The following is a 14,522-nucleotide window of genomic DNA, read 5'->3' as shown; positions in this document are numbered from 1 at the left end:
CCGGACGATCAGGGATCATCCTCGCGATGTAGGCGGATGCTCCCGCCGGGCGACGCGGTCATGGGGGCCCTCTCCGTAGCGTCGATGACATGGAGATCACGACCACCGACCTGGGGCTCGCCGCCCGCGTCCAGCACCTGAAGAAGACCTACGGCTCCGGCGAGGGGACCGTTCGTGCGCTCGACGACGTGAGCGTCGGCATCCGTCGCGGGCAGTTCACCGCGATCATGGGCCCGTCCGGTTCGGGCAAGTCCACGCTCATGCACATCATGGCCGGACTCGACACCCCCACCGAGGGGCGCGCGTTCATCGGTGACACCGAGATCACCGGCCTCGGCGACCTCGACCTCACGATCCTGCGCCGTCGTCGGGTGGGCTTCATCTTCCAGGCGTTCAACCTGGTGCCCACCCTCGATGCGCTCGGCAACATCATGCTGCCGTTCGAGCTCGACGGGCGGCGCCCGAGCGCCCTCGAACGGGCCCGCATCGACGGGCTCATCGAAACCCTGGGTCTCGGCCCGCGGCTGCGCCACCGTCCGCACGAGCTCTCGGGCGGACAGCAGCAGCGCGTGGCGATCGCCCGGGCGTTGGCCACGGCCCCCGACCTCGTCTTCGCCGACGAGCCCACCGGGAACCTCGACTCGAAGACCGGCCGCGAGGTGCTGCGGCTGCTCGCCACCGCCAGCCGTGAGCACGGCCAGTCCATCGCGATGGTGACGCACGACGCGATCGCTGCCAGCCACGCCGACCGGGTGCTCTACCTCGGCGATGGCCGCATCGTGGCCGACCACCCCCGGCAGACGGCGGAAGAGATCTCGGCCTACATGCTCGCCGCGGAGGTGGCGGCATGACCGCCCTCGCCACGGTCGTCCCCGAGACGGCGGCCACCGCGCCCCGACTCGCCTGGCTGCGCGATCGCGGTATGGGGGCGAGCACCCTGGTCGCCGCGCTCTCGGCCGCGTTCGGTGTGCTGCTCGTGGAGGTGACCGCCTACATCGGTGCCGTGCTGCAGGCGGACCCGTTCATCGGCGACAGCGAGACGCTCGCGTTCGTCGTCGCCCTGCTGTCGGTGCTGCTGACGGCCGTCGCGATGTACGTCGCCGCGATCGTCACCGCGAACACGTTCTCGACGATCATCGCGGGTCGCACGCGCCAGATCGCCCTGATGCGCCTCATCGGGGCGACCGCCCGCGCACAGCGCGCCGAGGTGGGCAAGCAGGGGTTCGTCGTCGGCGTGATCGGGGCGGTGCTCGGCCTGCTCATCGGCCTCGGACTCGCCGCGATCGGTGTGCAGATCGGCGGGCAGCTGATCGACAACGTGCCCGCGGACTTCTCGCTCGCCCAGCCCTTCCTGGTGCTGCCGGCGGTCGGTGTCGTGCTCACCACCTGGGTCGCGGCGTGGGCCGGCTCGCGCCGGGTGCTCGCCGTCACGCCGTTGCAGGCCATCGGAGGGTCGGTCGAGCGCACGCACGACGAGGTCTCGGGCCGCGCCGGCCGTCACGTCGGGGCGTGGGTGCTGCTCATCGGGGGAGCGGCGCTGCTCGCCGCGGGAGTGGTCGTCGGGCTGATCACTCCGCTCGGTGTGGTCGTGGCGTTCCTCGGCGGCATCCTGTCGTTCACGGGCCTCGCGCTCGGATCGGTGCTGTTCATGCCCCCCGTGCTGCGCCTGGTGGGGCGGATGTTCGGATCCAGCGCCACCGCCCGCCTCGCCGCCGAGAACGCCCTGCGCTACCCGGAGCGTTCGTCGCGCATGGCGATCGGCGTCGTGATGGGCGTGACACTGGTGACGATGTTCGCCGTGGCGCTCGAGTCGGCGAAGCGGCTGATGATGAGCCAGATCACGGGCGAGGTCTCGCCGGAGTTCTTCGCACCGTTCGACGCGTTCGCGGCGATCATGATGGTGCTCGTCGCGGTGTCTGCGGTGATCGCCGCCGTGGGGCTCGTCAACCTGCTCACCATCGGGGTGGTGCAGCGTCGCCGTGAGCTGGGCCTGCTGCGCTCCATCGGCCTGTCGAACGGGCAGGTGCGCCGCATGGTGCTGCTCGAGGCGACGCACATCACCGTGGCCGCCACGCTCACGGGGCTCGTGCTCGGAGTCGCGTACGGCTGGATCGCCGCGCAGTCGCTGCTCGGTTCGGTGCCCACGCTTCCCGACTTCACCCCCGCCGGGCTCGTCGCCCCGCAGGTGCCGTGGCTGCCGGTCGCGATCATCGTCGTGGCGACGGCCGTGCTCACGCTCGTGGCCGCGGCCACCCCGACGCGGCTCGCCACACGCGTGGCCCCGGTCGAGGCGCTCGCCGCCGACTGAGGCGTGGACGCGCGACCGTGAGGGGTCGCGACACGCCGCGTCCGTGGGGCCGGATGCGGCGTGTCTCGACCCCTCACGGCGCGTTTACGCTGGACGGATGCCGTCGCCCTTCGATCAGTCCACGTACCAGGTGCGCCTCGACTGGGGGCTCGCCGGGCTCGAGCGTCTGGCGGAAGCCGATGTCGTCGTGATCGTCGATGTGCTGCACTTCTCCTCGACGCTGGCGGATGCCGTCGCCGCCGGCGACGATGTCGACCTCTCCGAGGCGGCGACCTGGTCGTCGGACTCTGTCGCGCCCGCGATCGCCGTGACCGCGGCAGCCGGTGGGGCGACGGTGCTGGTCGGAAGCATCCGCAACGCCACGGCCGTCGCGCGTGCCGTGCAGACGATCCAGGAGAACCGGCAGGCGCGCACCTCGGTCGCGTTGATCGCGACGGGGGAGCGCGACGGATCGAACGACGTGCGCTTCGCCGTCGAAGATCAGCTCGGAGCGGGGGCGATCGTGTCGGCGCTCACCGACCTCGGCATCGATCACACCGCTCCGGATGCCGCGGTCGCCGCGGAAGGGTTCCGTGCGCTGCGTCGCGCGCTCGGCCACCTCGTCTCGGCGAGCGGCTCCGGGCGTGACGCGACCGACGCGCCCTCGGTGGCCGCCGCTTCACGACTCGACGCCGTCTCGGCCGTGCCGGTCTTGCGCGACCGCATCTTCACGTCGTTCTCCTGATCGCCTGCGACGGACGGACGGACGGACGGGCGGACGGATGCTCGCGCGGCGCGCGAGGGCGCAACCGCGTGAGCGTGCGATCCGCGCGTAGGGTCAGGGCATGAGGTACCTTCCCGCAGTCATCGTCGATGCCGTGCTGGTTCTGATCTTCGCGGTGATCGGTCGTGCGTCTCATGACGAGAGCCCGGCCGGCTTCCTGCTCACCGCGTGGCCCTTCCTGGTGGCGATGCTCGTCGGGCATCTGCTCGCAGCGCTGCTGCCCGCCCGCCCGCGCCAGCCGTGGTCGGTGCTGTGGGGTGTGGTCGTGTGGGTGGTGACGGTGATCGGCGGGATGCTGCTGCGCGTCGCGACAGGTGACACCGCGCAGATCGCCTTCATCATCGTGGCCACCCTGACCCTGGGCGTGCTTCTCGTGGGCTGGCGTGCGGCAACCGCCCTGTTGCGGCGTCGCCGGGCATCCGTCGCGACGGCGCACGACGCGGACGAGGTCGACGGCGAGGGCGCGTCGGGCGTCTGAACTCGCTGCCTGAGCGCTGCCTACTCGCTGCTTGACCGCCGCGTCAGTGCCGGTCAGCGCGGCATCTGCGCGGCGAGCTTCACGTCGGCGCTGATCTCTCGGCGCGTCCACTCGAACAGGTAGCGGGCGTCGAAGGTGCGCGAGCACTTGGCGCACGATGTGGGCCGTGTGGGACGGCGATGGCGGAATGTCTCGTGCCCGGCCGGGCAGTGACCGATCCAGGGGGCGAGCTCGACGGCGGTCTCGCCGTGGTGGGTCGTGCCGCCGACGTAGCCGAGGTCTCGAGCGATGCGCTTCCACGACGGGCCGTGCGCTGCGGTGTGCCCGGCGAGGGCGTGGGCCACCTCGTGCAGCAGCACCTGGTGGATCTCGTCGTCGTCGAAGCGCGCAGCCAGATAGCGGGAGACGGTGATGCGCTTCTTCGTGTAATCGCACTGCCCGGCTCGACGTTTGGCATGGTCGAAACCGAACGACCAGGTGTCGTCGAGATGCATCGTCAGGAGCGCCTCACCCCAGATGCGCACACGGTCAAGATCGGCCATGCGATCAGGCTAAGGCATGCCACCGACACTCGGGCGCGTGCGAGGGCGCGCACTCGGGCGCCCGCCCGCGTGCGCGATCAACCCGCGACGAGCTGGGTGGTGCGACGACGCTCGGCCGCATCGATCGCGAGCAGCGCGATCTCGAGTTCGCGGTCTTCGGCGCCGGCCTCGCGGCGCAGGAAGAGCGAACGCTTGAAGCTCTCCCTGGCGGCGTCGTAGTCACCGACGTCGTAGGCGTTCTTGCCGTGGTGCTGATGCGCGAAGGCGGCGACGGTGATCCATCCCTGGCCCTCGGCCTCTTCGGCGCAGGCGGCGAGTTCCTGCTCGGCGGCGGTGTGCGCTCCGCGGAACTGCAGCACCGTGGCGTGCAGCACGCGGGCCCGCAGCAGGTCTTTGCGTGTTCCCGCCATGCGCGCCTGGCGCACGGCCGTCTCGGCGAGCGAGAGTGCCTCATCGAGATTCCCGAGCACCTTCAGCAGCCAGACGCGCTCGAGCAGAGCGGGCAGACTGCGCTGCCCCTCGATCTCGTCGAGTCGCGCCGCGCACTCGTCGGCGTCGACCAGTTCGCGGAGGTTCTCCCGGTCGTATCCCCGGATGAAACTCATTGCTCTCCTCCCGAAGCGTCCCCAGTCGATGTCCCCATGTGCGTGTCCATCCAGTGTGCCTCGGCACGGCTCGGTCGCCGGGGCGGCACGCCCGCAGGCCGGCATCCCGATGTCGGAATCAGCGCAGGAAGAGCGAGGCGTCAGGGCGCGGCGAGGCGACGGCATCCGCATCGGTCACGACGCGCGCCCCCTGCACGAACGCCCGCACCTCGGCGCCCTGGGCGATCTTCGCCGGGTGGGGGCCGGCGGCGAGCAGGCGCGGCAGCCATTCCGTCGGCAGGGGAGAAGCGGATGCCGCGACCACGAGGTTGCCGAAGCGGCGGCCCTTGAGCACCTGCGTGTCGGCCAGCACCGCGACCTCGGGAAGCACCTCGGCGACCGTCGCGACCTGTCGGCGGGCGAAGGCGAGGCCCGGGCCGTCGGCGACGTTGATGAGCAGCACCCCCTCGGGCGCGAGCAGCTGCGAGACCTCGCGATAGAACTCGATGCTCGTCAGGTGCGCGGGGGTCTGCGCGCCGGAGTACACGTCTGAGACGACGAGATCGCAGGTGCCTACGAGGGCCTCGGGCAGTCGCTTGACACCGTCGCGGGCATCGCCGATGCGGATGCGGATCGACGCGCCCTTCGGGAGGGGGAGATGCTCGCGCACGAGCTGCGCGAGCGGTGCCTCCCACTCGATGACCTGCTGGCGCGAGCCGGGCCGGGTGGCATCGATATAACGGGGAATCGTCAGGGCGCCCGCGCCGAGATGCACGGTCGTGAGCGGGCCGTCGGGCAGCTGGTCGATGACCGCGCCCATGCGCACGATGTATTCGAAGTGCAGGTGGGTGGGGTCGTCGAGGTCGACGTGCGACTGCGGGGTTCCGTCGACGATGAGTTCGAAGCCCGACGTGAACTCCGACGGCATGATCGTCGCGATGCCGCCGTGGTCGAGCTTCGCCTGTGGATGCTCGGTGTCTCGCGTGCGCATCCGTCCCATGCTGCGAGCCTACGCGCCCGCGCGCAGACCGATCAGTTCAGCCTGCCGTTGGCGCACGTCTCCTGGTCGGCCGTCTGCCCGGAGATGTCGGGAGACAGCGTGGCGCGCGTCTCCGGCACATCGGTCGTCGGTGCCTCGGTGGTCGGTGCGTCGGCGACCGGAGCATCCGGCGCGGGCGTCACGAGCTCGACTCCGCCGTTGTTCGAGGCGTCGCCGGTGAGTTGCATGGGCTGACCCGCGAGGAGTGCCGCCCAGATGCCGGCCGCGGCCTCTTCGTTCGGTACGACCTTCTGGTCGGGCTTGTCGGGATCGGGGAAGACCGGGTACTGCAGGAACGTGAACTCCGAGAACGGCACGTCCTTGATCGAGAGCGCCAACTGCGCGAGGCGCACCGGGTTTCCGAGCTCGTCGCTGGGGTCGATGTTGTCGACGACCGTGTTGGCGAGCCCGAGAACCTTGCCGGGATCGGAGAGCACTTCGTCGCTCAGGATCTTCTTCACGAGCCGCGACATGTACTGCTGCTGGTTCGAGATGCGCGCGAGGTCGCTCTCGTCGCCGACGCCGTGGCGCGTGCGGATGAACTGCAGCGCCTCGTACCCCGAGACCGTGCGCGGCCCGGGAGCCCAATCGATGCCGGTGTGCCCGTCGCGGATGCCGTCGCCGCCGACGCACACCTCGACCCCGCCGATCGCGTCGGTGACCTCCATCACGCCGTCGAAGTCGATCTTGGCGGCGAAGGGGATGGGCATGTCGGTGAGGTCGGTGACGGTCTTGGCCACGCACGAGAGACCCGCGTGCTCGAAGACCGTGTTGATCGATGCCTTCGACATCGCGGAGGCGGTGGATCCGTCGGGGCGGGTGCACGCGGGAACGGCGACCTGGAGGTCGCGCGGGAAGGAGACGACGGTGACGTTGCGCGGCTCGGCCGAGACGTGCACCAGCAGGTTCACGTCGTTGAGCACGCCTTCCTCCGCATCGGTGCACCGCTCGCCGAGGAGTCCGGTCGACACCTCGCCGCACTCGTCGGTGCCGATGATGAGCATGCTGAACTCGCCGGGATACGCGCTGATAGAGGGGGGTTCCACCTCGGGGGCGTCTTCGAGGGTGACGGCGCCGTCGTTGAAGCGGTTGAAGTAGTCGACCACGACGAACGCGGCGACGGCGAGCGCCGAGGTGAGGACGACGGCCAGGGCGATGCCTGCGATCTTGAAGAAGCCCTTGCGAGCGCTGGGGGTGGGGAGAGGCGCGTGACGGGCGATCGTGGATCGGTCCTTGTTGCGGGAGCGAGGCATCCGGAGAGCATACTCATCGCCCCTCCGAGGAAGGCTGGAAGGTGCCCCCGGAAATGATTGTCACAAGCATGTGACAATCGTGTGAAAAACTTGCAGGCAATTAGTTAGTCGTAGATACTTATTCGAAAGGCGAGCATCCACTCGCTCACCAGGACGTTTCAAAGAGGAGATTCACTGATGCACAAGCGCATCCTTCCGGTCGTGGCGCTCGGCGCCGTGGCTTCGCTCGCGCTGGCAGGTTGCGCGGGCGGCAACGACAACAGCGGTGCCGCCGACGGCGAGGGCCAGGAGCTCACCGTCTGGATCATGAAGGGCACCAACCCCGACTCCAGCGCCTTCTACGACAAGGTCTCCGAGGCCTTCGAAGAGGAGACCGGCGCGACGGTCAAGATCGAAGAGATCCAGTGGGCCGACGCGCACGACCGCTTCGTGACCTCGATCGCCGGTGGCACGACCCCCGACATCGCCGAGACCGGCACCACCTGGACCGCCGAGTTCGCCGACGCCGGCGCACTCCTGCCGCTCGACGAGTACGTCGATGGCGAGAAGGGCCTGCGCGACGACCTCGTCGAGGGCCTCGAGGTCGCAGGCACCTACGACGACGAGCTCTACGGCATGCCGTGGTACGCCGGCGTCCGCTCGATCGTCTACCGCACCGACGTGTTCGACGAGCTCGGCCTCGAAGCGCCGAAGACGTGGGACGACATCGTCACCGCCGGCGAGGCCATCAAGGCCGCCAAGCCCGACATGCTCCCCTTCCCGGTCGCCGGTGACGCCGAGTTCCAGGTCTACCCCTGGGTCTGGGGCGCCGGTGGCGAGATCGCGACCAAGGATGGCGACACCTGGACGAGCGAGCTCGACAGCACCGAGTCGCAGGCCGGCATCGAGTTCTACACCGGTCTCGCGACCGAGCACGGCTTCTCCTCCGCCGGTGCGACCACGTGGAAGGAGACCGACCTCCGCGACGCGTTCACGCAGGGCAACGTCGGCATGATGCTCTCGGGCTCGTGGACCCCGAAGTCGCTCATCGAGGCGAACCCCGACCTCGAAGGCAAGATCGGCGCGGCCGTCATCCCCGGTGAAGACGGCGGCATCGCCCCGTCCGTGCTCGGTGGATCGCACCTCTCGGTGTTCAACACCACCAAGAACGCCGACCTCGCGTGGGAGTTCGTCAAGCTCATGACCACCGGTGAGTTCGCCGAGCAGTGGTCCGACGAGACCGGCTACTTCCCGGGCGTCCAGTCCGCGATGGAAGAGGCCCTGGCCTCGACCGACCCGCTCGTCGCACCGTTCGCCGAGCAGATGGTCGAGGGCGGAGCATCCGTTCCCGTCACCCCGAACTTCGGCGCCGTCCAGGCGAAGAAGACGACCAACTCCATGATTCAGGCCATCCTCAGCGGGCAGAAGGACGTCGCCACCGCGACGAAGGACGCCGCTGCCGAGATGACCGAACTGCTCAACCAGTAAGGAAGCATCCCTTCCATGTCGATGGTGCAAGCGCCACTGCCGGCCACGAAGGCGGAGTCCACCTCCGCCCCCGTGGCCGGCGGCCGGCCGCGTCGAGGTCTCTCTCTCGTCAAGGCCCGCCCCTGGCTCCTTCTCGCGCCCGGGCTGATCATCCTCGCGGTGCTCATGCTCTGGCCGCTCATCCAGGTGTTCATGTACTCGCTGCAGGACTACGGTCTGCGCGAGATCAACACGGGGGAGAGTAACTGGATCGGCTTCGACAACTACGTCGAGGCGCTCACCAATCCGACACTCTGGACGGTGGTGCTGCCGAACACCGTCGGGTTCGCCGCCGTGGCCGTCTTCGCCACGGTGACCGTCGGCACGCTCGTCGCGCTGCTGCTCGCCCGCCTCGGCACGACCTGGCGCGTCATCGTCTCCAGCTGCATCATGGTCGCGTGGGCGATGCCCGCCGTGACCGGCACCTACGTCTGGACGTTCATCTTCGATGCCGACCGCGGCATCTTCAACTCCGTCCTCCGCGACATGGGCCTGATGGACCAGTCGATCAACTGGTTCACGAACCAGTGGTCGTTCTACGCCATCGTTCTGCTCAACGTCGTGCACCACGGCTTCCCGTTCGTCGCGATCACCGTGCTCGCGGGCCTCCTCGGCGTCTCGAAGGAGATGCTCGAAGCCGCAGCCCTCGACGGCGCGGGCGCCTGGCGCCGTTTCTGGAAGATCATCTTCCCCACGCTCAAGCCCGTCTTCTCGGTCGTCATCATCCTGTCGACCATCTGGGACTTCAAGGTCTTCGCGCAGGTCTATCTGATGCCCGGTGGTGGCGGAGGCAACCGCTCCGTCCTCAACCTCGGCGTGTGGTCGTACGTCGAGTCGTTCGGTCAGAACCGCTACGGCTTCGGGGCGGCGCTCGCCGTGCTCCTCACACTCGTCCTCATCGGCATCACGATCGTCTACATCCGATCCCTCATGAAGGAGGACGAGCTGTGAACCCCCGCGCCTCTCTCCGCTCCCGCATCGGAATCGGGATCGCTGTCGCGGCCGTCCTGATCTTCACGCTCTTCCCGGTGTACTGGATGGTCTCCAGTGCGTTCGACAAGAAGGCATCCAGCGGTGGGCAGTCCTTGCTGCCGCAGGAGTTCACGTTCGACAACTTCGCGTTCGTGCTCACCGAGGGCGGGTTCGGCACGTTCCTGCGCAACTCCGCGATCGTGGCCATCGTCACCGTCCTCGTGAGCGCACTCGTCTGCCTTCTTGCCGCCGTCGCCGTCGCGCGGTTCCGCTTCAAGTTCCGCACGACCGTCCTGATGATGATCCTCGTCGTTCAGATGGTGCCCCTCGAAGCACTCGTCATCCCGCTGTTCCTCCAGGTCAAGAGCCTCGGCCTGCTCAACAGCATCCTCGGCCTGATGGTCGTCTACGTCGCCCTGTCGCTCGCCTTCGGGATCTGGATGCTGCGCGGGTTCGTCGCGGCGGTCCCCGTCGAGCTCGAAGAGGCGGCGTACATCGACGGTGCGAGCTGGTGGCGCATGTTCCGCTCCATCCTGCTGCCGCTCGTCATGCCGGGCCTCGTCGCCACGAGCATCTTCAGCTTCATCACCGCGTGGAACGAGTTCATCTTCGCGATGACGATCCTCGGCGCCGAGACCGACCAGTACACGGTGTCCATCGGCCTGAAGTCGTTCTTCGGACTCTTCGCCAACGACTGGGGCAGCATCATGGCCGCGTCGACGATCATCACCCTCCCGGTCATGATCTTCTTCGTGATCGTGCAGCGCCGCCTCGCCTCCGGCATGGTGGCGGGAGCGGTGAAGGGATGACCGACGAGCTCGAGCGTCTCGCGAACGGTGTGCTCTGGCCGGGCTTCTTCGGCACGACGGCGCCGGAGTGGCTGCGAGCCGAGTTGCGCGACGGCCTGGCCGGTGTCGTGTACTTCGGTCAGAACATCGGTGAGGGTCTGGCCGCGCTGAGCGCCGACATCCTCGCCGCGAATCCGGATGCCCTCATCGGCGTCGACGAGGAGGGCGGCAGCGTCACCCGTCTCGAGTCGGCCGGCGGGTCGACCCTGCCCGGTGCCGCGCAGCTCGGCGCCCTCGACGACCTGGTCGCCACGGAGCGGACCGGTGCCGAACTCGCCCGGCGTGCCAGGGCGGTCGGCGTGAACGTCGTGCTCGGACCGGTCGCCGACGTGAACACCGATCCGCGCAACCCGGTGATCGGTGTGCGGGCCTTCGGCTCCGACGAGCGGTTGGTGTCGCGCCACGTCGTCGCGGCGGTCGACGGCATCCAGGACGGCGCGGTCGCCGCCTGCCTCAAGCACTTCCCCGGCCACGGCGATACCCACCTCGACTCGCACCACGCGCTTCCGGTGATCTCGCTCGAGATCGCCGAGTACGAACGCGTGCACCTCGCGCCGTTCCGTGCGGCGATCGACGCGGGCGTCGACACCGTCATGACCGCGCACATCGTCGTCCCCGCGTGGGGCGAGGAACCGGCCACGCTGAATCCGCGTGTGCTCGGGATGCTGCGCGAGTGGGGCTTCGACGGCGTGATCATCACCGATGCGCTCGATATGGCCGCCATCCGCGAGACGGTCGGCATCGGCGGGGGAGCGGCTCGCGCCCTCGCCGCGGGCGCAGACCTGCTCTGCATCGGCAATCCCACCAACCCGGGCGAGAACGCCCTGCCCGACCAGGACGAACGCGACTTCCGCGAGGCGCGCGACGGCATCGTCGCCGCCCTGCGCGACGGTTCGCTGTCGCGCGAACGGGTCGAGGAGGCCGCGCAGCGCGTCTCGGCGCTGGCGCGCAAGCTCTCCGCTGCCGCATCGGCGACGGTCGATGAGACCGACGCATCCGACGGCTTCGACGCGGCCGACATCGTGCGTCGCGCGATCACCGTGACGGGAGGATCGCCGGCCACGGCATCCGCCCTGTCTGTCATCGACGCGCGCCGACGCTCGACGCTCGCCGTCGACAGTGCAGCGGCGTACGTGGCGGCCACGCTCGCCGACGACGGTCGACGCGTGCGCCTCGATGTCGCGAACACCTCGATCGAGGAGCAGGATCGCGTGCTCGACGAGGCGCTCTCGCCCTTGGCGACGACCGTGCTGCTGATCGATCGCCCGGATGCGGATGCCGCGCAGCGCGCCCTCGTGGAACGAACGGCTGTCCGCGATCCCGAGGCGGTCGTGGTGAACGTCGGCCTCGCCGCCGGGCGCCCGCTGCCGTTGCCCACCATCGAGGTGGGCGCTGCCAGCAGGCTCGGCGCGCAGATGGCACGAGAGCGGTTGGTCGGCGCGGCCGGCTGAGGGAGACGCGCACGATGAACGACGATGTTCTCGCGCTGGTCCGCCGCTCGATTCCGAAGCTGAGCGCGGCGGAGTCGCGGGTGGCCGAGAAGATCCTCGACGACCCGATGCTGGTCGTCGAGCTCCCGATCACCGATCTCGCCGAGATCTGCCGCACCTCGCTGTCGACGGTGGCGCGCTTCGCCCAGTCGCTCGGGTTCAGCGGGTACCGCGAGCTGCGGGTGGAGGTCGCCCGTGCGGTCACGCTCGCGCAGGCGCAGCAGGCCCGGTTCGGCCTCGATTCGACGACCATCGCTGCCGATGACGGCCCGGCGACGATCGCGGCGAAGCTCGCGGCCCAGCAGATCGACGCGATCGAGCGCACGGCGCTGGGTCTGGATGCCGTGGCGCTCGACCGGGTGGCCCGAGCGGTGGTCGATGCCCACCGCATCGACCTTTTCGGGCAGGCGGCGTCGTCTCTCGCGGCGCAGGACCTGCAGCTGAAGCTCTCGCGCATCGGCTGCGCGGTGTCGCACTCCGCCGACCCACACCTGGCGCTCACCGCCGCGGCGCTGCGCACCACCGATGATGTGGCGATCGCGTTCTCGCACAGCGGGGAGACCGTCGAGACCCTGAGCGCCCTCGAGGTCGCGGGTGACGCCGGAGCGCTCACCGTCGCGGTCACCGGCGTGGCGGACTCGGCGCTCGCGCGGATCGCCGATGTGGTGCTGCTCACCCATGCGTATGAATCGCCGTTCCGCATGGCGGCGATGTCGAGTCGTATCGCGCAGCTCGCCCTGGTCGACGTGCTCTTCGTGCGCGTCGTGCAGCATCGGGGTGAGCCGGTGGCGATTCCGCTGCAGCTCACGCACGATGCGGCCGTGCACCGTCGGCGCTGAGACGCGGGACCACCGAAGCCGATACCGGATCGCAACACTCTCGTAACGCCGGGGTCTAGGAATGCCGGCGTTCACTGAGTAGCGTCGAGGGAATCACCATGCGGGCAACGAGGCCCGTATGCGCACGGAAACGCCCCACAGGGAAGGTTCTCACATGCACCAGTCACCACTTCGACGACGCGGTCTCGTCGCCATCACGGGGGCGACGATCGCCGCCCTGGCTCTCGCTGGTTGTGTCGCGAGCGAGCGCGGCGATGACGCATCCGAAGGATCGGGCGACGTCGACGGCACGTTCGTCTTCGCAGCATCCTCCGATCCCGCGAGCCTCGACCCCGCGTTCGCGCAGGACGGCGAGAGCTTCCGCGTCTCGCGTCAGATCTTCGAGGGCCTCGTCGGCACCGAACCGGGCACGGCAGACCCCGCGCCCCTCCTCGCCGAGAGCTGGGAGTCGTCGGAAGACGGCATGAGCCACACCTTCGCACTGAAGGAAGACGTCACCTTCCAGGACGGCACGCCGTTCAACGCCGAGGCCGTCTGCGTCAACTTCGACCGCTGGTACAACTGGACCGGCCTCGCCGCGTCCGAGGCGTTCGGCTACTACTACAACAAGCTCTTCAAGGGCTACGCCGACACCGCGGCCGACGCCGTCTACAAGTCGTGCACGCCCGACGGCGACTACTCCGTCACGATCGAGCTGAACAAGCCCTTCGCCGGCTTCGTCGCCTCGCTCTCGCTCCCCTCGTTCTCGATGCAGAGCCCCTCGGCGATGCAGGAGTTCGGTGCAGACGAGGTCGGCGGCTCTGCCGAGGCCCCGCAACTGTCGGAGTACGCGATGGGTCACCCGGTCGGAACCGGCCCCTACGCCTTCGACGAGTGGGCACCGGGCGAGCAGGTCACGCTCAAGGCCTACGACGACTACTGGGGCGACAAGGGCCAGATCGACGAGATCATCTTCCGCACCATCGATGACCCGACCGCCCGCCGCCAGGCGCTCGAGTCCGGCTCGATCGACGGCTACGACCTCGTCGGCCCCGCCGACACCAAGGCGCTCGAGGACGACGGCTTCACCATGGTGTCGCGCCCGCCGTTCACGATCCTCTACCTCGCGTTCAACCAGGCCGTGCCGGAGCTGCAGGACCCGAAGGTGCGCGAAGCCCTCTCGTACGCGGTCGATAAGGACGCGCTGATCAGCCAGGTGCTCCCCGAGGGAACGCAGAAGGCGATCGAGTTCGTGCCCGAGGTCGTCAACGGCTACAACGCCGACGTCACGACCTACGACTACGACCCCGAGAAGGCCAAGGAACTGCTCGCCGAAGCCGGCTACGACGAGGCCAACCCGCTGAAGCTCACCTTCAACTACCCGGTCAACGTCTCGCGTCCGTACATGCCGGACCCCGAGCAGATCTTCACCGTGCTGTCGTCGCAGCTCTCCGAGGTCGGCGTCGAGACCACCCCGGTGTCGGAGGAGTGGGTCGAGTACCTCGACCGCACCACCGGAACGTCGGACCACGGCATCCACCTGCTCGGCTGGACCGGCGACTACAACGACACCGACAACTTCGTCGGCGTCTTCTTCGGCCAGCAGAGCTCCGAGTGGGGCTTCGACAACCCCGAGCTGTTCCAGAAGCTCGACGAGGCGCGTGGCGTCTCGAACCTCGAGGACCAGACGGCGCTCTACGAAGAGATCAATGAGATGGTCGCGCAGTTCATCCCCGGTGTGCCGCTCGCGCACCCGGCGCCGACCCTGGCGTTCGATTCCCGTGTCGAGAGCTACCCGGCCAGCCCGGTGAACGACGAGGTCTTCACAGACATCGTCCTCACCAAGTAGGACTGACCGACGCGGACCCTTCGTCTCGTCGCTCCGCTCCTCGCTCAGGGACCATTGAACCGGTCCCTGAGC

Annotated in this window: 14 protein-coding genes; 10 read left to right on the top strand and 4 right to left on the bottom strand. The window is 68.9% G+C overall.

What is annotated here, in order from left to right:
- Positions 1 to 89 precede the first annotated feature (89 nt).
- From ACIOSY_RS13180 to ACIOSY_RS13165, 4 genes are all read left to right on the top strand, one after another.
- Positions 90 to 851: an ABC transporter ATP-binding protein gene (locus ACIOSY_RS13180; RefSeq protein ID WP_400853961.1), complete on the top strand. Its 762-nt coding sequence runs from the start codon at positions 90 to 92 to the stop codon at positions 849 to 851.
- On the top strand, positions 848 to 2,308 hold the full coding sequence (locus tag ACIOSY_RS13175) for an FtsX-like permease family protein (RefSeq protein WP_400853959.1): 1,461 nt from the start codon (positions 848 to 850) through the stop codon (positions 2,306 to 2,308). The genes ACIOSY_RS13180 and ACIOSY_RS13175 overlap by 4 nt, the downstream gene beginning before the upstream one ends.
- A gap of 97 nt (positions 2,309 to 2,405) precedes the next feature.
- Positions 2,406 to 3,032 (top strand): 2-phosphosulfolactate phosphatase, encoded by a 627-nt coding sequence (locus tag ACIOSY_RS13170; protein WP_400853957.1) that lies wholly within the window; start codon positions 2,406 to 2,408, stop codon positions 3,030 to 3,032.
- Positions 3,033 to 3,132: 100 nt separating this feature from the next.
- On the top strand, positions 3,133 to 3,549 hold the full coding sequence (locus ACIOSY_RS13165) for a DUF3054 domain-containing protein (RefSeq protein ID WP_400853955.1): 417 nt from the start codon (positions 3,133 to 3,135) through the stop codon (positions 3,547 to 3,549).
- A 53-nt stretch (positions 3,550 to 3,602) separates the two neighbouring features.
- Here ACIOSY_RS13165 and ACIOSY_RS13160 read toward each other — a convergent pair whose 3' ends face one another.
- The 4 genes from ACIOSY_RS13160 to ACIOSY_RS13145 form a co-directional block, all read right to left on the bottom strand.
- A complete protein-coding gene (locus ACIOSY_RS13160) occupies positions 3,603 to 4,091 on the bottom strand; it encodes a SprT-like domain-containing protein (protein WP_400853953.1) in 489 nt (162 codons plus the stop codon).
- A 77-nt stretch (positions 4,092 to 4,168) separates the two neighbouring features.
- Positions 4,169 to 4,696, bottom strand: coding sequence for a hypothetical protein (locus ACIOSY_RS13155; RefSeq protein ID WP_400853951.1), 528 nt, complete (start codon positions 4,694 to 4,696; stop codon positions 4,169 to 4,171).
- Positions 4,697 to 4,814: 118 nt separating this feature from the next.
- Positions 4,815 to 5,675 carry a spermidine synthase gene (locus tag ACIOSY_RS13150; protein ID WP_400853949.1) on the bottom strand — a complete coding sequence of 287 codons (861 nt, stop codon included), beginning with the start codon at positions 5,673 to 5,675 and terminating at the stop codon, positions 4,815 to 4,817.
- Positions 5,676 to 5,707: 32 nt separating this feature from the next.
- On the bottom strand, positions 5,708 to 6,967 hold the full coding sequence (locus ACIOSY_RS13145; RefSeq protein WP_400853947.1) for an LCP family protein: 1,260 nt from the start codon (positions 6,965 to 6,967) through the stop codon (positions 5,708 to 5,710).
- 177 nt (positions 6,968 to 7,144) lie between these two features.
- Here ACIOSY_RS13145 and ACIOSY_RS13140 point away from each other — a divergent pair, with 177 nt between their 5' ends.
- From ACIOSY_RS13140 to ACIOSY_RS13115, 6 genes are all read left to right on the top strand, one after another.
- Entirely contained in the window at positions 7,145 to 8,434 is a 1,290-nt protein-coding gene (locus tag ACIOSY_RS13140; protein WP_400853945.1) for a sugar ABC transporter substrate-binding protein, read from the top strand.
- 15 nt (positions 8,435 to 8,449) lie between these two features.
- Positions 8,450 to 9,424: a carbohydrate ABC transporter permease gene (locus ACIOSY_RS13135; protein ID WP_400853943.1), complete on the top strand. Its 975-nt coding sequence runs from the start codon at positions 8,450 to 8,452 to the stop codon at positions 9,422 to 9,424.
- Positions 9,421 to 10,254, top strand: a complete 834-nt coding sequence (locus tag ACIOSY_RS13130; RefSeq protein ID WP_400853941.1) for a carbohydrate ABC transporter permease — start codon at positions 9,421 to 9,423, stop codon at positions 10,252 to 10,254. The genes ACIOSY_RS13135 and ACIOSY_RS13130 overlap by 4 nt, the downstream gene beginning before the upstream one ends.
- Complete coding sequence (locus tag ACIOSY_RS13125; RefSeq protein ID WP_400853939.1) at positions 10,251 to 11,744, top strand: glycoside hydrolase family 3 protein; 1,494 nt, start codon at positions 10,251 to 10,253, stop codon at positions 11,742 to 11,744. The genes ACIOSY_RS13130 and ACIOSY_RS13125 overlap by 4 nt, the downstream gene beginning before the upstream one ends.
- 14 nt (positions 11,745 to 11,758) lie before the next feature.
- Positions 11,759 to 12,622 (top strand): MurR/RpiR family transcriptional regulator, encoded by an 864-nt coding sequence (locus tag ACIOSY_RS13120; protein ID WP_400853937.1) that lies wholly within the window; start codon positions 11,759 to 11,761, stop codon positions 12,620 to 12,622.
- 154 nt (positions 12,623 to 12,776) lie between these two features.
- Positions 12,777 to 14,450, top strand: a complete 1,674-nt coding sequence (locus tag ACIOSY_RS13115; protein ID WP_400853935.1) for an ABC transporter substrate-binding protein — start codon at positions 12,777 to 12,779, stop codon at positions 14,448 to 14,450.
- Positions 14,451 to 14,522: the final 72 nt, after the last annotated feature.

Source organism: Microbacterium sp. NPDC087665, assembly GCF_044743285.1.
Taxonomy (GTDB): domain Bacteria; phylum Actinomycetota; class Actinomycetes; order Actinomycetales; family Microbacteriaceae; genus Microbacterium.
The sequence above is the reverse complement of the archived record's forward strand: the minus strand, read 5'-3'. Positions and strand labels throughout refer to the sequence as shown.